This is a genomic window from Thermovenabulum sp. (assembly GCF_049701175.1).
Classification (GTDB): Bacteria; Bacillota; Thermosediminibacteria; order Thermosediminibacterales; family Thermosediminibacteraceae; genus Thermovenabulum.
Map to the genome: position 1 here is coordinate 1 of NZ_JBNATW010000036.1, position 20,286 is coordinate 20,286.

Sequence of the window (20,286 nt, forward strand, 5' to 3'; positions counted from 1 at the left end):
TCAATGTTTTATAGGTTATTGGTATGTAATTTTGATACCTTAATTTGACATAACACAGAAATTAACAGGGGGTGAAAAAATGAAGGATGATGATATAGAGAGAATAGAAAAAATAAGATGCATGTTAAATAATGCTTTAAATATGAGTTTAAGCAGTGAAATGTTATTGAAAATTAGCCGAAAGCTCGATGTAAAAATTGTTGATTACTATAAAAAGAGAGTTTTTATTCAAAAAAGTCAGAAATGAAAGTTAAGTAGCTATTTACTAAAAAATAAAAATGATAATGTTTTGAGAAGGAAAATGTATTATAATTTAAGTTAAAGGTAGCCCTTGAGTCTTTTGAATTTCCTTGAGGTGATTTTTTTGAAAAAACGTAAAAGATTTGGCTTTTTGAAAAAGATATTGGCCTTTACCTTCCTCCTAATTTTTTTGTTTTCAATAAAGGTGTCAGGAAATAACAACAACAAAATTAAAGTTGCAGGTGATAAAAATTTTCCGCCATATGAATTTTTGGAGGCAGGAGGAATTTTTAAAGGCTTTAATGTTGATATAATGAATACGATTTCAATCTATACAGGATTAGAAGTTGAATACGTGCCTATGGAATGGAGTGAAGCGGTAAAGGCTTTAGAAGAGGGCAGTGTAGATGCAGTCCTCGGAATGGCAAAAAGCCCGGGGAGGGAAAAGAAGTTTGATTTTTCCATTCCAATCTTGGTAAACTCAAGGGTTTTATTTACAAAAAGGGATAATACAAAAATCAACTCACTAAATGATTTAATAGGAAAAAAAGTGGCATTACAGAAAGGGGATATAGCCGAAGAAATAATAAAAAAGGTTGAGGATGTTGAGGTTATTAGAGAAAAAACGCAGTATGAAGCCCTTATGGATTTAGTTGAGAGCAAGGCAGATGCATTCATAGGTAATAAATACGCCAGTCTTTATTTTGTAAAGAAAAACAATTTAGAAAAACTTGTAAAAATAGTTAATGGGCCATTAAGTGAGAGCGACTATTGTATAGCTGTTAAAAAGGGTAACTATAAGCTTTTGGGTTTGATAAACAGCGGGCTTGAGAGAATGAAAAAAGACGGCGTATATAATAAGATATACGAAAAATGGTTTGGCGAGGAATTCGTTGATGTAAAATCGATAATTAAGAGATACTTATCTATTGGGCTTGGTGCTGTTTCCATTTTAATTGCAGCTTTGGTTTTGCTTGCTGCTGCAAATAAAAAACTTAATAAGATGGTAGCAATAAAGACAAAAGAGCTTATAAGGGCAAATGAAGAACTGACAGCGACTTATGAAGAGATTTCTGCACAAAATGAAGAATTAATAGCAAGCTATGAAGAATTAAGGGCATCAGAACAGAAAGTAAGGGAGCTTCAAGAAAGATTAATGCTCGCATTAGATGCCAGCGATACCAGTGTATGGGAGTACAATTTAAAAGAGAAGAAATTTTATATCACTGAAAATATTCAAGCTATAATTAAAAATTTTAAAGAAAACAATGGATACAAGTCTATATTGAGAAGTATTGAAAAAAAAGATAGAAAAAATCTTTTTGAAAAAATAAGGCAGGCCTATAAAGGTAAAATTGAAAATATTGAGGTCAAGGTAAGGGTAAAGAGTTGCGGAGAAAATAAGAAATATTTGTTAATACAGGGAAAACTTATAGATGATAAAATTACTGGTGTAATAAGTGATATTACGGAGTTAGAGAGCTATAGAAAAAAGCTCGAATTTGAACTGGAACGTTATAGAGCACTTTTTATGAATTCAAGGGATGGTATTATCTATTATGATAAGGACAAAAAGATAACGGGAGTAAATCCTGCTTTTGAAAGGATATTTGGGTATAGTAAGGAAGAAATATTAGGGAAGAGTATATATGATGATGTAATAGCAAAAAAGTTTAAACTTAGCGCAAAAATGGCGGAGAAAATATTAAATGGGGAAAGGAACTTTTTTACCTACGAGGGGATAAGGTATAAAAACGACGGGAAGCCTGTTTTCGCAAAAATGAAAGATATAATTGTAAGAAACAAAAACAACGAGATAGTGGGTGCTTTTTCCTTTTATGAAGATATTACAGAAGAAAAAAGGTATTTGGAGCAATTGAAGGCTTTATTCAATTATTCCCCTGATGCCATTGTTTTGGTAGATAGAAATCATAAGATTGTTGATATAAATCCTGCTTTTGAAAGACTTTTTGAATATAAAAAGGAAGAATGTGTTGGAAAAGATATAGACGAACTTCTGCCGGGGGAAATGGATAGGGATTCAGCTCGAAGGATAACAAACTCAGTCTTCCAAGAAGAAAGTGTAAGCACGGAAGGAATAAGGTATACAAAGAGCGGTAAACCTATTTACGTAACCATAAAAAGCATCCTTGTAAAAATTAACGAAGAAATAATAGGATTATACGGTATTTATACGGATATTACGGAAATACACGAGTACAGGAAGAAATTGGAGTACATGAGCCTGCACGATAATTTAACGGGGCTTTATAATCGGGCGTTTTTTGAAGAGGAGTTAAAAAGGTATGCCGGGAGCAGGGATTATCCCATTTCTATTATAATGATAGACTTAAACGGCCTAAAGCTCATAAACGACTCCTTAGGTCACGAAAAGGGGGATAAGCTCCTTCGTACGTGTGCGGAGGTACTTCAACGCTCAATTAGGACTTCAGATATACTTGCGAGGATAGGTGGAGATGAATTTGCCCTTCTTCTTCCGAGGACTTTCTATTCTGATGCAGAAAAGATAGTGAAGAGAATAATGGAAAATGTAGAAAAATACAATGCGACAGAAGCACAAGATGGCCTTTATTTGAGTTTAGCTATTGGCTTTGCAACTGCTGAAAGCGATAATATAAATTTAAAAGACGTCATGAAAAAAGCCGATGAATTGATGTATCGCGACAAACTTTTAAAAAGCACAAGTATAAGAAGCCAAACCTTAAATGTCCTGCTGTCGGTTTTAGCTGAGAAAGATTGTATTATAGAAGGACATACAAAAAGAGTAAAGGAACTATGTCTCAAAATGGGGCAAAAGTTAGGACTTCCTCCTAAGGAGCTCTCTGACCTTTCCATTTTTGCTGAGGTGCACGACCTCGGCGAGGTAGCAATATCTGACAGCATATTAAATAAAAAAGGGCCGCTTACAGATGGGGAATGGGAAATTATTAAGCAGCACTCGGAGAAGGGATACAGGATTGCTCTTTCGTCACCTGATCTTGCGGGTATTGCCGATCTGATATTGAAGCATCATGAAAGATGGGATGGGAAGGGTTACCCCCTTGGACTAAAAGGAAAGGAAATACCACTTTTATGCCGCATACTTTCCGTTGCAGATGCTTTTGATGCAATGACCTCGAAAAGGCCTTACAATATGGTAAAAAGTGTAGAAGAGGCGCTTTCGGAGATAAAAAGAAATGCAGGCACCCAATTCGACCCTGAAATCGTAGAGGTATTCCTCAGCCTATTTGATAAAAATTAACCCCGCAAATAAGCGGGGTTTAAGATTTTACTATTCAATTTCGATTTTTCTACCTTGAGGCTTTGATGGGGTTATTTTTGGCAGGACTAAGCGCAGGACGCCATTATTATAACTTGCTTTTATTTTATCCGCGTCGATATTTTCAGGTAAGGGAATAGTCCTTGAAAAGCTACCCCTTCTTCTTTCCCTGTGGATATAGTTTTCATGTTTTTCTTCTACTATCTCGTCCTGCTTGCCGGAGATTGTGAGCATATTGCCTTCATGGTGAATTTCAATATTGTTTTTGTCATATCCGGGCAAGTCCGCTTCTATGATGTACTCTTTTTCAGTTTCCCTCATATCAATTTTTATTGTTTGTGGATTGAATAAATCATAAAAATTATCAAAGAAGTTTTCTATATCAAGGTCAAAAAAGGCAGGTAAAAAACCCCTTCTTCTCCATGGCATAATATGTCTTTCACTCATAATAACACCTCCTATGGAAAATATTAGTTTAATCTACAATAAATTATACAATAAAGGTCAAAGAAGGTCAAGAAATTATATTTGAAATTTTTAAAAAAAGAAGGTATTTTAATAAAGCAAATCGAAATTTAATTATAGTAGTTTAACGTTATCATTTATATTTTTTTCTCATATTCCACTTTTATGTTCGTATATATCAGGAAAAAAAGGCGGGAAAATATAAAGGATGGTAAAAATGGGCATAGGAATAGATATTGTAGAAGTAGAACGGATAAGAAAAGCCTGTGAAAAAAGGAATTTTTTAGAAAAAATTTTTACAAAAGAAGAAATTAAAAGTTTAACGAAAAATAAATTTTTTTACCAAAGCCTTGCGGCAAGGTTTGCTGCAAAGGAGGCAGTCGTAAAAGCGTTGGGTACAGGGATAGGGACTGTTAGATGGAAGGATATTGAAATATTAAAGGATGCGAAAGGCAAACCTATTGTTAATCTTTACGGAAAGGCGAAGGAAAAATTTTATGAAAAAGGATTTAAATGTATCGAGATTTCCTTGAGTCATACAAAAGACTATGCTTGTGCGGTTGCCTTTGCTTTTGGAGGGGTTTTTGATGAAAGTAGTAATGCCTGAAACAATGAAAAAACTCGATAAAATTGCTGTACAAGAGTATGGTATTCCCAGCATTGTTCTCATGGAAAATGCAGGGAAAGCTGTGGCCGATGTTGCTGAAAGGGCTTTTTTTGAACAAAGATTAAAAGCAAAAAGGGTCTATGTTTTTTGCGGTAAAGGCAACAATGGAGGCGACGGTTTTGCTGCTGCAAGACATCTTAAAAATAAGGGTTTTGAAGTTGAAGTTTTTGCAGTTGAGGGAAAATCAAAAATTTCCGGCGATGCCTTAATAAATTGTAATATAATTGAAAAAATGGGTATTCCCACATATCTAATAAATGATGACGAAGGTTTAAAAAGGGCTAGGGATGCGGCAAAAGACGACGCATTCATTATTGATGCCCTTTTGGGGACTGGGGTAAAGGGTGAGGTAAAGGGGATTCTCAAAGAAGTAATTAATATTATCAACAATTCTACAAGTTATAAGATTGCGGTGGATATTCCATCAGGGGTATGCGGAGCTACGGGTAAAATTTTAGGTTGTGTCGTAAAAGCAGACGAGACGGTTACCATGGGTCTTTTAAAACCAGGCCTTTTGCTTTATCCCGGAGCATTATATACAGGAAAAGTTACTGTCGCTGACATTGGTATGCCGGTGGATTTAATAGAAAAGATTGAGTCCGAAGGTGTACTTTTAAAAGAAGATATAATAAAAAGTTATTTTGAACCTTATCCACCCAATGTCCATAAAGGCTATTTCGGTAAAGTTTTTATAATAGCAGGCTCAAAAGGACTGACAGGGGCTGCTGCCCTTTGCGGATTGGCTTCTCAAAGAGCTGGGGCAGGCCTTGTGACCGTAGGTGTGCCGGAAAGCTTAACACCTATTTTTGAAATAAAATTAACTGAAGTTATGAAAAAACCCCTTCCTGATATTGATGGCAAGATTTCTTTCAAGGCTTTAGAACCTGCTTTAGAGTTTGCAGAGAAGGTGGATGCGGTAGCAATAGGTCCGGGACTTTCGCAAGATGAAGAAACTAAGGAATTTGTAAAACAGTTCGTTAAAAATTGCAATAAACCTATGGTTATAGATGCCGATGGCTTAAATGCTTTCCAGGAAGAACCAGAAAGGCTTTTGGAAAGAGGGGGGGATGTTGTGCTTACTCCCCATTCCGGAGAACTTTCCAGGTTATTATCTGTTTCCGTTGCTGAAATAGAGGAAGATAGGTGGCAAGCAGTAACAAAAGCGGCGAAAAAGTTTAACTGCACGGTTTTATTAAAGGGTGCAAGAACATTAATAAAAGATAGTAATTCTCCGGTATATATAAACCCTACCGGAAATCCGGGAATGGCAACAGGGGGAAGCGGGGATGTTCTTACAGGTATAATTGCAGCCTTTTTGGCCAGGAAAATGACTCCTTTAAATGCGGCACAGGCGGGTGCCTATATTCACGGCTTAGCCGGAGATATAGCAAAGAGAGTTAAAGGGGAAATATCTTTAATTGCCGGTGATATAATCGAAAATTTAGATAAGGCATTTTTAGATATATTTTAAATAAGATTATAAAGAGAGGGGAATTGCGATGATAGAATCTGTAAGACCTACAAGGGCAGAGATTTTACTGGATAACTTAAAACATAACATAAAAGAGGTTTTGAGGATAAAAGACAGAAATTCCAAATTTTGTGCTGTGGTAAAAGCTGATGCTTATGGACATGGAGCTGTTGAGGTTTCTCGAATAGCTCTTTCCATGGGGGCTGATTACCTTGCAGTTGCTTTTTTAGACGAAGCACTTGTACTGAGGAAGGAAGGGATAGAAGCTCCAATCCTTATTTTGGGTTTTACACCTGAGGACCAGTTTGATAAAATAATAGAGAACGACATTACTCAGACCGTATTCAGCTTTGAGTTAGCAAAAAAATTGTCTTTAAAGGCAAGAGAAATGGGAAAGTCTGCTAAAGTTCATATAAAATTGGATACGGGTATGGGCAGAATAGGATTTTTAGCTGAAACTTCTTCACTTCCAGAAATAGAAGAAATTTTTAACCTGCCAAATATCGAGGTGGAAGGTATTTTTACCCATTTTGCTAAAGCCGATGAAAAGGATAAGGGTTTTACCTTTGAGCAATTTGATAGATTCATGACTGTTGTAGGTAAATTAGAAAATAAAGGGTATAAAATCCCTATTAAACATGTGGCTAACAGTGCTGCTATAATAGATCTGCCAGAGACCCATCTGGATATGGTGAGGGCAGGCATCATGCTCTATGGGTGTTATCCTTCCGATGAGGTAGATAAAGAAAAGGTTGATTTAAAACCTGTAATGTGTTTCAAAACCAAAATTGCTCATCTTAAAGAGTTGGAAAAGGGGAAACCCATAAGTTATGGAGGAACTTTTATTACGCAAAGAAAAAGTAAAATCGCCACACTGCCCGTAGGGTATGCAGATGGCTATTTTAGGCTGCTGTCCTCAAAAGGAGAGGTTGTTGTAAGAGGAAAAAGGGCAAAAGTAGTGGGAAGGGTCTGCATGGATCAGTGCATGATTGATGTAACGGATTTAGAAGAAATAAAAGTAGGTGACGATGTGGAGCTTTTTGGGGAAGGTAGAGAAAACGGAGTAACTGCCGATGAAGTAGCAAAAATGATAGGCACAATTTCGTATGAAGTATTATGTGCTGTGTCAAAACGGGTGCCAAGGGTCTATATAGAAAATGGAAACATTGTTAAGGTAAAAAATTATTTAACAAATTAGGTATATTTTTCTATTTTTATTCAAATAATTATAGTGGTTTGTTTTTTGAAGATGCTCATAGGGGGTGCCGCTGTGGCCGGGCTTGTAAAAATTACTGTTAGCTTGCCAGAAAATCTTTTGAAACAATTTGACGGGATTTTATCATTGGAGAAGAAGGATAGAAGCGAATTGATTCGGGATGCTATGATGCTTTATATAAAAGAAAAGGAAAGGATAAGGATGAGGGAACAGCTTAAAACGGGGTATATGGAAATGGCGGAACTAAATTTGAAAATTGCAGAGATGGGAATTCATCAGGATTTTCAGGATTTTTTTTCCTATGAGTTAAGACTGTCGGAGAGTGAATAACGTGCTTGTCCGACGAGGGGATGTTTTTTACGCTGATTTAAATCCTGTAGTAGGCTCAGAACAAGGTGGAGTGCGCCCCGTTTTAGTGGTACAAAACGATGTGGGTAATAAATACAGTCCTACGGTAATAGTTGCTGCTATTACCTCTCAGATTGATAAGGCTAAACTACCTACTCATGTAGAACTGAAAAAGGAAGATTACGGGCTTGAAAAGGATTCCGTGGTTTTGCTGGAGCAGCTTAGGACTATTGATAAGAGGAGATTGAAGGAAAAGATTACCTTTTTAGACAGTGAAATAATGGCAAAAGTAGATGAAGCTTTAAAGATAAGTTTGGGACTCGTGGATTTTTAATAATAAAGGCAGGGTATTCCTGCATTTTTATTTATAAAAAATAACAATTTTGCTATAATTTTGGTGTGCGTATTTATCAATAAAAAAACATTTTTGGAGGATTTATGAAGGCAGAAAAAAAAGAAAAAGACAAGTTTTTGTTGGAGCTAATTGCTGCTCTGGCTTTAATGATGGATTTGGACGAAAATAAAAAAATATTTCACGCCTGGCGGGTAGCACTTTTATCCGAAAGAATGGCAAGGCAGATTTTACCCGAATATAAAGCCCATATTTTTTACGCGGGATTGCTTCACGACATCGGCGCTATTTCCTTACCTGAACATGTGGTGCATTATACAAATATAAAAGAGCATTTTAAAAATCCAGTGATTTTTAACCACCCTATAAAAGGTGCGGAGATAGTAAAAGAAATAAAACCCCTTAAAATAGCTTCAAAAATGATAGAGCACCACCATGAAAACTGGGATGGTACCGGATATCCAAAAGGCATAGGAGGAAACAGTATAAACATTGGAGGACAGATTTTGCGCGCTGCAGATACTGTGGATATATTGTTAAGGGAAACTGAAAGTAAAAATTTGCAAGTTTTAACACACAAATTAGAGAAAAGACGAAATAAAGAATTTTCGGATTTAATTTTTGAACTTACTGCTTTTATTTTGAAAGAGGGAGATTTTTATTTAAAAATTTCCGAGGAAAAGGATATTTCGCCACTTTTTATGGAAGCACTACAAAGTTTGCCTTCTTTAGATACAGATGAATGCGGAGGAGATGCAGGAGATGTAATAAGGGTATTCGGAAAGGTCATTGACGCAAAACATAAGTATACTGCGGGGCATTCGGAAAGGGTGGCCTTCTACTCCGAGAAGATTGCAAGGGGCTTCGGTTTATCGCATAAAGAGGTATCGGGTTTGAAAATTGCTTCTTATTTACACGATGCGGGTAAGGTGGCTGTGCCGCGGTATATACTGGATAAACCGGGAAGGCTTACGGAAGAAGAGTTTAAAATAATGAAAATGCATCCGGTGTATACTGGCGATATAATGAGCATAGTGGGTGCTTTAAGGGATGTTATTCCCATTTCCATAAACCATCATGAAAAGTATGATGGCTCGGGATATCCCCATGGGCTTTATAAAGAGGAGATACCTTTAGGAGCAAGGATTATGGCCATAGCCGATGCCTTTGATGCCATGACCTCTGAAAGGCCTTACCAGAAGATTAAAAATCCTTGGGAGGCAAAAGGAGAAATTTTAAAAAATGCTGGAAAGCAGTTCGACCCCTTAATTGCGAAGGAAGCGGTTAAATTGCTTTAAACATAGGGGAGGAATATATGAAACCAGTAGTAGGAATTACTTCATCTCACCTTGAAGAAAAAGCAATGCTAAATGAGGGATATTACTTGGCTGTTGAAAGGGCAGGAGGGATTCCGATAATTATACCTCCATTGGAAGAAGAAACATTAAAAGGCGTTTTGGATTTGGTTGACGGCGTCCTGATATCAGGAGGCCCGGATGTGGACCCTTTAATTTTTGGAGAAAATCCCATAAGGGAATTAGGGGAAGTAAACCCTTTAAGGGATAAGGCGGAAATATTCCTTGTAAAAGAAGCTTTTTTTAGGAAAAAACCTATTATGGGTATATGCAGGGGTATTCAAGTGATAAATGTTGCCTTGGGTGGAAACCTTTATCAGGATCTACCTTCACAGGTTAGGGATTGTATAAAACATTCGCAGAGCGCTCCCCGATGGTACCCTACCCATAAGGTAAAGATAGATAAGGGAACGACTCTTTTTGAGATATATAATTCCCAAGAGGTAAAGGTTAACAGTTTTCATCATCAGGCAATAAAAGAAGTTTCACCATACCTTAAAGCTGTTGCTTATGCCCCTGATGGGATTATAGAAGCGGTGGAAAGTAGTGCTGAAGGTGTATTTATCCTTGGGCTTCAATGGCATCCCGAAGGTATGTGGCATAAAGACCCTATGCAATTAAAACCTTTTGAAAGATTTATTGAGGAAATAAAAGGGAGGAAGGGAAAATGAAAATATTTATTTCTGCGGATATGGAAGGGATTTCGGGAGTTGTTTCTTCAAGACACACGGAACCGGGGAATAAAGAGTACGACAGGATGAGGGCCTTGATGACAAAGGAGGTAAATGCAGTTATCGAAGCTGCCTTTGACTTCGGTGCAAAAGAGATAGTTGTTAATGATTCTCACAACAATATGGACAATATTTTAATAGAAGAACTGGACAGCAGGGCAGTATTGATAAGCGGAAGCCCTAAGCCTTTAAGCATGATGGAAGGCATAGATGGAAGTTTTGATGCGGTATTCTTTGTAGGATACCATTCAAGGGCGGGTAGTTCTAATGCTATAATGGACCATACGTATACTTCAAAAGTTCTGTACGCAAAAATAAACGGAAAGGAATTGAGTGAGGCGGGGATAAACGGAAGGCTTGCCGGATACTACGATGTCCCCGTTGCACTTGTTACGGGGGACCAAAATGCGGTTTTATGCGCCAAAGAAGAACTGAATGACCCGGTAGGTGTTGTCGTAAAGGAAGCTGTAGGCAGGTATGCTGCAAAAATCTATCCCTTTGAGATAGTAAGGGAAAGAATAGACGAAGGGGTAAGAGAAGCATTATCAAAAATAAATTCCTTTAAACCCACTAAGGAAGAGGGGCCTGTGGAACTAGAAGTATCCTTTTTTAGAACCGTAATGGCCGATATGACCCTTCTAATTCCCGGGACCAAAAGAAAGGACCCGAGGACAGTAGTATATATTGCCAAGGATTATTTGGAAGCTTATAAGATTTTTTGTGCAATGCTTGCTATATCACCAGGTATTAATTGAAAAGGGAGGGGTGAGATTATGCTCGCTATAAAAGGTGGAAAAATTTACACAATGTCTCAAAAAAAGGTCATAGAAGAAGGGGTAATTTTTATTGAAGAGGGGAAAATAGTAGATGTTGTGGAAAGGACAGAGATTCCAAAGGATGTAGAAGTTATAGATGCAGGAGGGAAATACATATTTCCTGGTTTTATAGATGCCCACTGTCATATTGGGCTATTTGAAGAAGGAGTAGGTGCCATAGGTGAAGACGGAAATGAATGGACGGACCCGATTACTCCTCATCTTAGGGCGATTGATGCCGTAAATCCTTCGGATATTGCTTTTAAGGATGCTTTGGAAGGCGGTGTTACCGCCGTTTTTACGGGGCCGGGCAGTGCCAACGTAATAGGGGGACAATCGGCTGCTTTAAAAACTTACGGCAGGGTAGTTGATGAAATGATAATAAAATCACCTGCGGGTCTAAAAATTGCTTTTGGCGAGAATCCCAAAAGGGTTTACGGTGAGCAAAAAAAGTCACCGGCAACGAGAATGGCAACGGCTGCTCTTTTGAGAGAAACCCTTTATAAAGCACGTAATTATAAGCAAAAAAAGGAAAAGACGAAAGAGGGAGAGGTATTTGAAATCGATATAAAGATGGAAATTTTGTGCGAGGTGCTTGAAAAAAAGCTTCCATTAAGGGCTCATGCCCATAGAGCGGATGATATCATGACCGCCATAAGGATAGCTAAGGAATTTAATGTGGATTTAGTAATCGAGCATTGTACGGAAGGGCATTTAATTGCCGACAAAATAGCTGAATACGGGGTACCTGCGGTTGTAGGTCCTTCGCTTACATCCCGGTCAAAATACGAATTAAAAAACCTAACTTTCAAAACTCCGGGAATACTTGCAAATAAGGGCGTAAAAGTGGCAATAATGACGGACCATCCCGTAATACCAATACAGTATCTGCCTTTACTTGCTGCCCTTGCGGTAAAGGAAGGCATGAAGGAAGAAGATGCCCTTTTGGCAATTACAAAAAATGCTGCTGAAATAATTGGAATTTCCGATAGAGTGGGCAGTTTGGAAAAAGGAAAGGATGCAGATATAGTAATTTGGGATAGATTCCCCTTTGATTTGATGGCGAAGCCTATAATGGTTTTAATTAATGGTGAAATTGTGCTTAAAAAATAATTGGAGAGAGAAGTCCAATTAGAATTAAAAATTTATTATTGTATATTTTATAAATTTGTGTTATGATATTACTGACAATTTAATTTGAAAACCCAGAGACCTTCGGGGCAGGGTGAAATTCCCGACCGGCGGTAAGCCTATGAGGCGAGCCCGCGAGCCCGTAAAGGGTTGATCCGGTGAGATTCCGGAGCCGACGGTTAAAGTCCGGATGGGAGAAGGTTTGTTTTTATTTTGAATTTTGAAATTTATGCCCCGAAGCTTTCGGGGCCTTTCAATTTTTAAAAGTAACTGCCAAATTTTAAAGGAGGAATTTTTATGACTGTTATGAATCAAAAAGACGTACAAAGTTTAAGAGATGTAAAAAGTTTAACAAAAGTTGCGGTCCTCGGGGTTATTGCGTTTTTCATAATGGCCTTTGAATTTCCGCTGCCCTTTTTTGCATCCTTTTTGAAAATTGATTTCAGCGATGTACCAGCGCTGCTTGCAGGGTTTGCCTTAGGCCCGTGGGCAGGGGCAGGTGTGGAAGTATTAAAAAACATCCTTCACGCAATATTTAAAAATCAGACGGCTTTTATCGGAGAAGCAGCAAACCTTCTTACAGGGATACTTTTTGTAGTGCCGGCTTCATATGTTTACTGGATGAATAAAAACAGAAACACGGCGATTATTGGAATGCTCTTAGGCACGATTGTAATGGCTGTAGGTATGTCTTTGGCCAATTATTTTGTATTTATTCCCCTATACCAAAAAGTATTAAATATCCCCATGGATGTCATAGTATCCCTCGGTACAAAAGCAAATCCCAGGGTAGTCGACTTAAAGACATTGATAGTATATAGCATTCTCCCCTTCAATATTTTAAAAGGGCTAATGCTTTCTTTGGTTACCCTTCTTATATACAAGAGAATATCTATTTTACTTCATAGATAATGGGATAAAAAAAGCCCCTAATGATAAAAAGGGGCTTTATTTTTTTTGAATTTTTTTTGATATAATAAAAAATGTAGAAAAAATTAGTATATAGGGAAGGTAATGTATGATTTTAAAAACAAAAAGCGTAAAAGAAACGGAAGAATTAGGTAAGAATATAGGAAAACTCCTAAGGCCCCGAGACGTTGTAGCTCTTATAGGCGACTTGGGAGCCGGCAAGACGGCTTTTACGAGGGGCATTGCTGAGGGACTCGGTGTTAAAGAATATGTTGTAAGCCCTACTTTTACAATTATTAATTTTTATAAAGGGAATATTCCTTTTGCTCATGTGGATGCTTACAGGGTTGAAAGTGAAGAAGAATTAGAGGAAGCGGGTTTTTTGGATTTCTTAGATGAATGCGCAGTTGTAGTGGAGTGGGCGGATAAAGTGAAAAACATTCTACCTGAGTCTTCTCTTTGGATTGAAATTCGTTATATAAATGAAAATGAGAGAGAATTTAAGTTTTACGGCGAAAGTCCCCTAATACCAATTATTGAACGGGAGCTGATGCAAAATTGAAGGTTCTTGGAATTGAGACAACATCAAAGGCTGCAGGGGTTGCAGTTGTTACTGAAGAAAAAATTATAGCTGAATATTTTTTAGAAACCAGCAAATACACCCATCTGGAAAAATTAATCCCAATGGTAGATAGGATTTTAAAGGATTTAGGTATAACACTTAGAGAAATTGATGGGATTGCAGTTTCTGTAGGGCCGGGGTCGTTTACGGGAATAAGGATAGGTATAGCTTGTGCGCAGGGAATTTCGCAAGCTTTAGGTATACCTTTGATCGCAGTAAATACCTTAGACAGCCTTGCTTACAATTTGCCTGGAAGGGACTTAATTTGCCCGGTAATAGATGCTCAGAGAAATGATGTTTATTCTGCACTTTTTACTTGGGAAGAAGGAGAATTAAAGAAGATTTGGGATTATTCAATATTCGATACAGAAAGGTTATTAAAAAGCTTAATAGATTTAGGAAAAGAAGTATTCTTATTGGGAGACGGGGTCGATAAAGTTTTTAATAAATTAGAAAATAATAGCAATAATGTTAATTTATTACTTATCAAAAAGGAAGGTTTGTATTCTATGCCGAGGGCTTCTTCTACAGCGATAATAGGTTTAAAGGAGCTAATAATGGGGAATATAACTGATTGTTTTTCTATAAAACCCTTTTATATGAGAAAGTCTCATGCAGAAGAGAAATGGGAGGAAAAGCATGGAAAACAAAAATTTACCTGAAATTGAAATAGATTTAATGAGGGTTGAAGACCTTGAGGAAGTATTAGAAATAGAAAAAAGAAGTTTTACAAATCCTTGGTCAAAATACGCTTTTTTATCCGAGCTTAACGAAAATCGCTTTGCTACTTACATAGTTATTAGGACAGATGGGAAGATAGTAGGCTATGGAGGCATGTGGATAATTTTTGATGAAGCCCATGTCACAAATGTAGCTGTTCTCCCAGAATACAGAGGTATGGGAATCGGAGAACTTATTATGAGGACGCTGATTGATCTTGCGAAAAAAAGAGGGGCTATCAAAATGACCCTTGAAGTGAGAAAAAGCAATCATATAGCTCAGAATCTATATACCAAGCTTGGCTTTCAGCCTACAGGAATAAGAAGAGGGTATTATTCAGACAATAATGAAGACGCTATAATAATGTGGAAGGATATTGAATAAATTTTTGTTATCCACATATCCACAAAGTTATCCACACTTATCCACATAATCCCCAGAATATGTTTCCACAGCTCATCAAAAATCAGAAACAGCATAGGCGTCTAAGGTAAAATCTGAGGTTTCACCAGCAAGGAATTTATAATAGCCAGCACAGGCAATCATGGCTGCATTATCGGTACAAAATTTTATAGGGGGAAAGTTGACTTTTATTCCTAATTCCTCAGAAATCTTTAAAAATTCTTCTCTTAGCCTTTTATTTGCTGCGACTCCTCCGGCTAAAGCAAGGGTACTGCTTTTTGTGATTTTAAGTGCTTCTAATGTTTTTTCAACTAAGGCTTTGACAACGGCTTTTTGAAAGCTAGCTGCTACATTCTCGATTTTAATATTACTGCCTTTTTGCCTTTGTTGGTTTAAGTAGTTTAACACGGCGGATTTTAAACCGCTAAAGCTAAAGTCGAGCTCTGAATTTTTTATTTGTGCAACGGGAAAGATTACTGCATCTTCATCTCCATTTTCTGCAACCTGCTGAATAGCGGGGCCTCCCGGATACCCCAAACCTAAGGCTCTTGCAATTTTATCAAAAGCTTCTCCTGCTGCATCGTCGATGGTTTTGCCGAGGAGCTTGAATTTGCCAAAGTCTTCAACCATAAAAATATGAGAGTGTCCGCCAGAAACTACAAGGCATAAAAACGGAGGAGCAAAATCGCTTTCTAAAAAATTAGCGTAAATATGTCCTACTATGTGATTGACCCCTACGAGGGGTTTTTTTATTGCATAAGATAGCCCTTTCGCATAAGAAACACCTACTAAAAGAGCGCCAATCAATCCTGGGCCATTTGTTACCGCTATAACATCAATATCTTTAAAGGTTACGTTTGCCTCTTTTAATGCCTCATCTACCACAGGGCATATTTTTTCAAGATGCGCTCTTGAGGCTATTTCGGGTACAACACCACCAAATTTTTTATGAGAATCTATTTGACTGTAGACTACATTTGATAAGACCTTTCTCCCGTTTAACACCACTGAGGCTGATGTTTCATCACAGGAAGTTTCTATGCCTAAGGTTAAAATATTTTTGCTGGACAAAACCCTTCTCCCCTTTTCCAATTATCAGGAATAATAATAACACAGGCGATTAGTAAAAGCAATTGTGATAATATTAACAAAAATAGAAACAAATTAAAAAAATTATATTATTCTTGCAGGAATTTTATTTTACATATCGAATTATAATAATTGAACTGGGCTACCAAGTAACCCTAAGGAGAAAAGAAGGTGAACTATGAATTTTAAGAAGGTTAGAAACGTTAGATTATATGAAACAATCATACAACAAATACGCCAAATGATCGATGAGGGGAAACTTAAGCCCGGTGATAAATTCCCTTCGGAGAGGGAGCTGATGGTGCAGTTAGGCGTTAGTCGATCTATTTTAAGAGAGGCTTTTAGGGTTCTTGAGTCTCGCGGTCTTGTTGAATCGAAACCGGGAGGTGGAAGGTTTTTAAGGAATGTTTCAGGATTTCAGCTAATAAACTGCTCGGCAGAGGACTTAGAAAGGGATGCACTCCTTGAGGTTGTTGAGGCAAGGGAAATAATAGAAGTTAAGATTGTTAGGCTTGCTGCCAAAAGGGCTACGGAAGAAGAAATCGAAAAATTGATAGAACTGGATAAAGAATTTCACGGAAATGATATGAGCATAAAAGAATACATGGAAAAGGACAGGGATTTGTTTTTCCACATTGCTATTGCAGAGAGCGCTCATAATTTTATTTTAAAAGAGGTAATAAGCCATATCCTGAATATCAGCAGAGAATTAAGGGAAAGGGCAATCTTGGATTACAACGACTGGGTAAACTTATGCAAGCAGCACGGTGATATTGTTAAGGCTATTGCTAAAAGGGATGAAGAGGAAGCAGCAAAAAAAATGGCCTATCATTTGAGCGAACTGAGAAGGGATTTGTTAAAAAGATGTTTTAACAGCTAAGGTCATTTGTTGATTTAAGAGAGTTTTATAAATTAAATAGTCTAAACATTAACAATACGATAAAAAACAATAAAATGTTAAAAAGCTTTATAAATATAAAAAAACAATGAATTATAAAGAAGGAGGTATAACAATGAGAATAGAAAAGCACCCCATTTTGACCTTTGAAAGGGGGCGTGAAGTGGAATTCACCTTCAACGGCAAAAAGATGAAAGGCTTTGAAGGTGAACCCATTGCAGCAGCTCTTCATGCGAACGGTGTGAGGGTATTAAGCCATAGCAAAAAGCTTCACAGGCCACGCGGTTTTTATTGTGCTATAGGTAACTGCTCTTCTTGCCTAATGACTGTAAATGGAGAACCAAATGTAAGGGTTTGCGTAGAAAAATTAAAGGAAGGAATGGTAATAGAAACACAGGAAGGAAGAGGTGATTTGAAATGATTAAAACGGAAGTTGCTGTAATTGGTGGAGGACCTGCCGGTTTGATGGCTTCTCTTGCAGCAGCCAACATGGGGGCAAATGTTACACTTATCGATAGAAACTCCCGGCTTGGCGGCCAATTAGTAAAACAGACCCATATGTTTTTCGGTTCAGAGAAACAATACGCTTCAATAAGGGGAATAGATATAGGAAAATTTTTAGCTTCTGAGGTAGAGAAAAATCCTAAGATTAAAACCATGCTGGATTCAACAGTAGTTGCTTATTATCCCGACGATGGCGTGCTGGGCATAGAAGTGGAAGAGAAAAAATGGGTTAAGATGAAGGCGGATAGGATAATAATAGCTACAGGTGCATCGGAAAGATTTTTACCCTTTGAAAACAACGACCTGCCCGGTATTTACGGAGCGGGTGCAGTCCAGACCTTAATGAATGAGCACGGAGTACTTCCTGGGAAAAATGTGCTTATGGTAGGAGCGGGTAATATAGGACTTATAGTTAGCTATCAGCTTATGCAGGCAGGGGTAAACGTAAAAGCAATTATCGATGCAGCCCCGAATATTGGAGGTTATTGGGTGCATGCCTCAAAGGTAGCAAGATTAGGGATTCCTATCCTTACTTCCTATACGGTTAAAGCAGCTTATCCCAATGAAATGACCGGTGCTTTGGAAAGGGCCGTTATTTGGAAGGTTGATGACAAATGGCAGCCTATTCCCGGTACCGAAAAGGTCTTCAACGTGGATGTAATGTGTATTGCGGTTGGCCTTTCACCTTTGGCTGAGTTGTTGTGGCAAGCCGGCTGTCAGATGGTATATGTGCCAGAGCTGGGCGGACATGTACCTTTGAGAAACGAAAATATGGAAACAACAGTGCCAGGAATATACGTTGCTGGCGACGTTGCAGGGGTAGAAGAAGCATCAAGTGCAATGATGGAAGGGCAATTGGCGGGCCTTTCAGCTGCCAAGAGCTTAGGCTATGATGACGGGTCCTATGAAGAGAAAAAGAATGAGGTCTTAAGAGAACTCGAAGCCCTGCGCTCTGGGCCTGTTGGAGAGAAAATACGAAAAGGTTTATCAAAAGTAATAATTTAGGAGGTGCTGTATATGCTTGCTAAGAATGGGATACCTGAACTTGAAGAACTAAGCGTTAGAATTCCTCCAAAAGAGAGGTTGGCAAAAGGACCAGTTGTAATGGTGGAGTGTTTTCAGAAGATACCGTGCAATCCATGTGCAAAGGCGTGCAAAACAGGAGCAATTACCTTGGGGGATGATATAAACAATTTACCTATGGTCGACTATGAAAAGTGTACGGGATGCGGTTTATGTGTAAGCAAATGTCCTGGTCTTGCAATTTTTGTAATTGATGAAACCTATTCAGAAAAAGAGGCTACAGTTTCGCTGCCCTTTGAATTTCTTCCTCTGCCAGAGGAAGGAGATGAGGTAGATGTGCTCGACAGAGCAGGCAAAGTCGTTGGAAAGGGCAAGGTGGTAAAAATAAGAAACGGTAAATACGAAGACAAAACGCCTGTTATAACTGTAGCCGTTCCTAAGGAACTTTCTATGATTGTTAGGAACATAAGGGTCGGAGGTGACAAATAATTATGAAAAGCAAAACGATTATTTGCCGCTGCGAGGATGTTACTTTAGAGGAAATTGAGGCTTTGATTGAAAAAGGATATACAACTATGGACGAAATTAAGAGAATAACAAGATGCGGGATGGGGCAATGTCAGGGTAGAACATGCAGGTCTCTGCTTTTGGCTGAGCTTGCAAAAGCGACAAAAACCAACCCAGCAGAAATAAAGATAACTACCTTTAGGCCGCCTGCTAAGAATATAAAAATGGCTGCTATTTTAGGAGGGGTGGAAAATGAAGAAAACAGCTGAGATAGTAATTATAGGTGGAGGAATGGCTGGACTCGCAACAGCATATAATCTTGCTGCAATGGGCATGAAGGATATAGTTGTCTGCGAGAAAAGTTACCTGATGAGCGGTTCAACCGGAAGATGCGGAGCTGGTGTACGCGCCCAATGGGGAACGGAAATGAACTGTCTTCTCGGGAAAGCTTCAATAGAGATTTTCGAAAATTTAAATGAAATATTGGATTATGAAGGGGATATAGAATTTAAACAAGGCGGCTATCTTTTGATGGCAATTACCGAAAAAGAAGTCGAGCAGTTTAAGAAAAATATAGCTTTACAAAATAGTTTAGGTATAAAATCTGTGCTTTTAACTCCTCAGGAAGCCCTCGATATAGTACCGGAATTAAATATAGAAGGCATACTAGCATGTGCCTTCCACCAAAAAGATGGTCATGCTAACCCCTTCCATACAATGATAGCGTATGCCGAAGCAGCAAAAAGGCTTGGTGTTGAAATAAATACATTTACAGAGGTTACTGGTATAATAGTTGAAAATAACAAGGTTAAAGGAGTTAAGACTAATAAAGGAGATATAATGACAGAAAAAATACTCATTGCAGCAGGTGCTTGGTCAAGGGAAATAGGTAAAATGGCAGGAGTAGATATACCAGTTCGTCCTGAAAGGCATCAGATATTGGTTACTGAGCCTGTAAACCCGAAACTTGGCCCTATGATTATGTCCTTTGCAGGAAATATTTATCTGCAGCAAGAACCCGGTGGAGAATTCATTATGGGTTTTGGCCCTGCAGAACATGAAACTTACAGCGTAACATCTACATGGGACTTTATAGAGACAATGTGCAAAAAAGCTGTAAGATACTTGCCTTACCTGAAAAATATTAGAATAGTCCGCCAGTGGTCGGGTCTCTATGAGATGTCTCCCGATGCTCAACCCATTTTGGGCAAAGCTGATAATGTAGAAGGAGTATACATCGCCACGGGATATTCAGGTCACGGTTTTATGTTCGGCCCGATTACCGGAGTGCTTATGGCACAGTATATATTAGGATTGCCTACAACAATTCCTATAGACAAATTGGATTTAGGTAGGTTTGAAAGAGGAGAACTCATCTTTGAACCATCGGTTGTATAGTTAGAAAAACCCCACCTTAATTCGTAAAAATTAAGGTGGGGTTTTAAATGTATAACAAAGCAAATAGAAGTAAAAGCCAGATAGACTATAGCAACACATAAAAAAAGCGACAATAGGGCAAAATAATTGTCGAAAATGGGGGG

At 38.0% G+C, this 20,286-nt stretch carries 23 protein-coding genes and 1 riboswitch; of the genes, 21 read left to right on the top strand and 2 right to left on the bottom strand.

The features are described from left to right. The first annotated feature begins 79 nt into the window (after nt 1–79). Both ACPLVF_RS10585 and ACPLVF_RS10590 read left to right on the top strand, forming a co-directional pair. Nucleotides 80–247, top strand: coding sequence for a Spo0E family sporulation regulatory protein-aspartic acid phosphatase (locus ACPLVF_RS10585; protein WP_424907801.1), 168 nt, complete (start codon nt 80–82; stop codon nt 245–247). A 117-nt stretch (nt 248–364) separates the two neighbouring features. Next, complete coding sequence (locus tag ACPLVF_RS10590; protein WP_424907802.1) at nt 365–3,502, top strand: PAS domain S-box protein; 3,138 nt, start codon at nt 365–367, stop codon at nt 3,500–3,502. Nucleotides 3,503–3,532: 30 nt separating this feature from the next. Here ACPLVF_RS10590 and ACPLVF_RS10595 read toward each other — a convergent pair whose 3' ends face one another. Then, nucleotides 3,533–3,967, bottom strand: coding sequence for an Hsp20/alpha crystallin family protein (locus ACPLVF_RS10595; RefSeq protein WP_424907803.1), 435 nt, complete (start codon nt 3,965–3,967; stop codon nt 3,533–3,535). A gap of 235 nt (nt 3,968–4,202) precedes the next feature. On the opposite strand from ACPLVF_RS10595, the gene acpS reads away from it, so the two are divergent. The 13 genes from acpS (at nt 4,203) to rimI (ending at nt 14,706) form a co-directional block, all read left to right on the top strand. Beyond that, on the top strand, nt 4,203–4,592 hold the full coding sequence (gene acpS / locus ACPLVF_RS10600; protein ID WP_424907804.1) for a holo-ACP synthase: 390 nt from the start codon (nt 4,203–4,205) through the stop codon (nt 4,590–4,592). Then, nucleotides 4,573–6,123: an NAD(P)H-hydrate dehydratase gene (locus ACPLVF_RS10605; RefSeq protein ID WP_424907805.1), complete on the top strand. Its 1,551-nt coding sequence runs from the start codon at nt 4,573–4,575 to the stop codon at nt 6,121–6,123. Before acpS ends, ACPLVF_RS10605 begins: the two co-directional genes overlap by 20 nt. Nucleotides 6,124–6,151: 28 nt before the next feature. Then, the gene (alr, locus tag ACPLVF_RS10610; RefSeq protein ID WP_424907806.1) at nt 6,152–7,321 is read left to right on the top strand and encodes an alanine racemase; all 1,170 of its coding nucleotides are present in this window, start codon (nt 6,152–6,154) and stop codon (nt 7,319–7,321) included. Between the two features lie 72 nt (nt 7,322–7,393). Further along, complete coding sequence (locus ACPLVF_RS10615) at nt 7,394–7,669, top strand: CopG family ribbon-helix-helix protein (RefSeq protein ID WP_424907807.1); 276 nt, start codon at nt 7,394–7,396, stop codon at nt 7,667–7,669. Between the two features lies 1 nt (nt 7,670). Beyond that, nucleotides 7,671–8,021 (top strand): type II toxin-antitoxin system PemK/MazF family toxin, encoded by a 351-nt coding sequence (locus ACPLVF_RS10620; RefSeq protein WP_424907808.1) that lies wholly within the window; start codon nt 7,671–7,673, stop codon nt 8,019–8,021. Nucleotides 8,022–8,125: 104 nt separating this feature from the next. Further along, nucleotides 8,126–9,337 carry an HD-GYP domain-containing protein gene (locus ACPLVF_RS10625; protein ID WP_424907809.1) on the top strand — a complete coding sequence of 404 codons (1,212 nt, stop codon included), beginning with the start codon at nt 8,126–8,128 and terminating at the stop codon, nt 9,335–9,337. Nucleotides 9,338–9,354: 17 nt separating this feature from the next. Further along, complete coding sequence (locus ACPLVF_RS10630) at nt 9,355–10,065, top strand: gamma-glutamyl-gamma-aminobutyrate hydrolase family protein (RefSeq protein ID WP_424907810.1); 711 nt, start codon at nt 9,355–9,357, stop codon at nt 10,063–10,065. Continuing rightward, on the top strand, nt 10,062–10,880 hold the full coding sequence (locus ACPLVF_RS10635) for a M55 family metallopeptidase (RefSeq protein WP_424907811.1): 819 nt from the start codon (nt 10,062–10,064) through the stop codon (nt 10,878–10,880). The genes ACPLVF_RS10630 and ACPLVF_RS10635 overlap by 4 nt, the downstream gene beginning before the upstream one ends. Before the next feature lie 18 nt (nt 10,881–10,898). Further along, a complete protein-coding gene (locus tag ACPLVF_RS10640) occupies nt 10,899–12,053 on the top strand; it encodes an amidohydrolase (RefSeq protein ID WP_424907812.1) in 1,155 nt (384 codons plus the stop codon). Nucleotides 12,054–12,147: 94 nt separating this feature from the next. After that, nucleotides 12,148–12,277: riboswitch (FMN riboswitch) on the top strand. Between the two features lie 91 nt (nt 12,278–12,368). Then, a complete protein-coding gene (locus ACPLVF_RS10645) occupies nt 12,369–12,983 on the top strand; it encodes an ECF transporter S component (protein WP_424907813.1) in 615 nt (204 codons plus the stop codon). A 106-nt stretch (nt 12,984–13,089) separates the two neighbouring features. Next, complete coding sequence (gene tsaE / locus ACPLVF_RS10650) at nt 13,090–13,542, top strand: tRNA (adenosine(37)-N6)-threonylcarbamoyltransferase complex ATPase subunit type 1 TsaE (RefSeq protein WP_424907815.1); 453 nt, start codon at nt 13,090–13,092, stop codon at nt 13,540–13,542. Further along, nucleotides 13,539–14,264, top strand: a complete 726-nt coding sequence (gene tsaB / locus ACPLVF_RS10655; protein ID WP_424907816.1) for a tRNA (adenosine(37)-N6)-threonylcarbamoyltransferase complex dimerization subunit type 1 TsaB — start codon at nt 13,539–13,541, stop codon at nt 14,262–14,264. Before tsaE ends, tsaB begins: the two co-directional genes overlap by 4 nt. Then, nucleotides 14,242–14,706: a ribosomal protein S18-alanine N-acetyltransferase gene (rimI, locus tag ACPLVF_RS10660; RefSeq protein WP_424907817.1), complete on the top strand. Its 465-nt coding sequence runs from the start codon at nt 14,242–14,244 to the stop codon at nt 14,704–14,706. The genes tsaB and rimI overlap by 23 nt, the downstream gene beginning before the upstream one ends. Nucleotides 14,707–14,781: 75 nt before the next feature. Here rimI and tsaD read toward each other — a convergent pair whose 3' ends face one another. Next, a complete protein-coding gene (gene tsaD / locus ACPLVF_RS10665; RefSeq protein ID WP_424907818.1) occupies nt 14,782–15,795 on the bottom strand; it encodes a tRNA (adenosine(37)-N6)-threonylcarbamoyltransferase complex transferase subunit TsaD in 1,014 nt (337 codons plus the stop codon). 196 nt (nt 15,796–15,991) lie between these two features. On the opposite strand from tsaD, the gene ACPLVF_RS10670 reads away from it, so the two are divergent. From ACPLVF_RS10670 to ACPLVF_RS10695, 6 genes are all read left to right on the top strand, one after another. Then, entirely contained in the window at nt 15,992–16,693 is a 702-nt protein-coding gene (locus ACPLVF_RS10670) for a FadR/GntR family transcriptional regulator (protein WP_424907819.1), read from the top strand. A 133-nt stretch (nt 16,694–16,826) separates the two neighbouring features. Next, the gene (locus ACPLVF_RS10675; protein ID WP_424907820.1) at nt 16,827–17,132 is read left to right on the top strand and encodes a (2Fe-2S)-binding protein; all 306 of its coding nucleotides are present in this window, start codon (nt 16,827–16,829) and stop codon (nt 17,130–17,132) included. After that, nucleotides 17,129–18,220 carry an NAD(P)/FAD-dependent oxidoreductase gene (locus tag ACPLVF_RS10680; RefSeq protein ID WP_424907821.1) on the top strand — a complete coding sequence of 364 codons (1,092 nt, stop codon included), beginning with the start codon at nt 17,129–17,131 and terminating at the stop codon, nt 18,218–18,220. Before ACPLVF_RS10675 ends, ACPLVF_RS10680 begins: the two co-directional genes overlap by 4 nt. A gap of 12 nt (nt 18,221–18,232) precedes the next feature. Next, the gene (locus ACPLVF_RS10685; RefSeq protein ID WP_424907822.1) at nt 18,233–18,727 is read left to right on the top strand and encodes a 4Fe-4S binding protein; all 495 of its coding nucleotides are present in this window, start codon (nt 18,233–18,235) and stop codon (nt 18,725–18,727) included. A gap of 2 nt (nt 18,728–18,729) precedes the next feature. After that, complete coding sequence (locus ACPLVF_RS10690; protein ID WP_424907823.1) at nt 18,730–19,014, top strand: (2Fe-2S)-binding protein; 285 nt, start codon at nt 18,730–18,732, stop codon at nt 19,012–19,014. Beyond that, on the top strand, nt 18,998–20,143 hold the full coding sequence (locus ACPLVF_RS10695; RefSeq protein WP_424907824.1) for an NAD(P)/FAD-dependent oxidoreductase: 1,146 nt from the start codon (nt 18,998–19,000) through the stop codon (nt 20,141–20,143). The genes ACPLVF_RS10690 and ACPLVF_RS10695 overlap by 17 nt, the downstream gene beginning before the upstream one ends. Nucleotides 20,144–20,286: the final 143 nt, after the last annotated feature.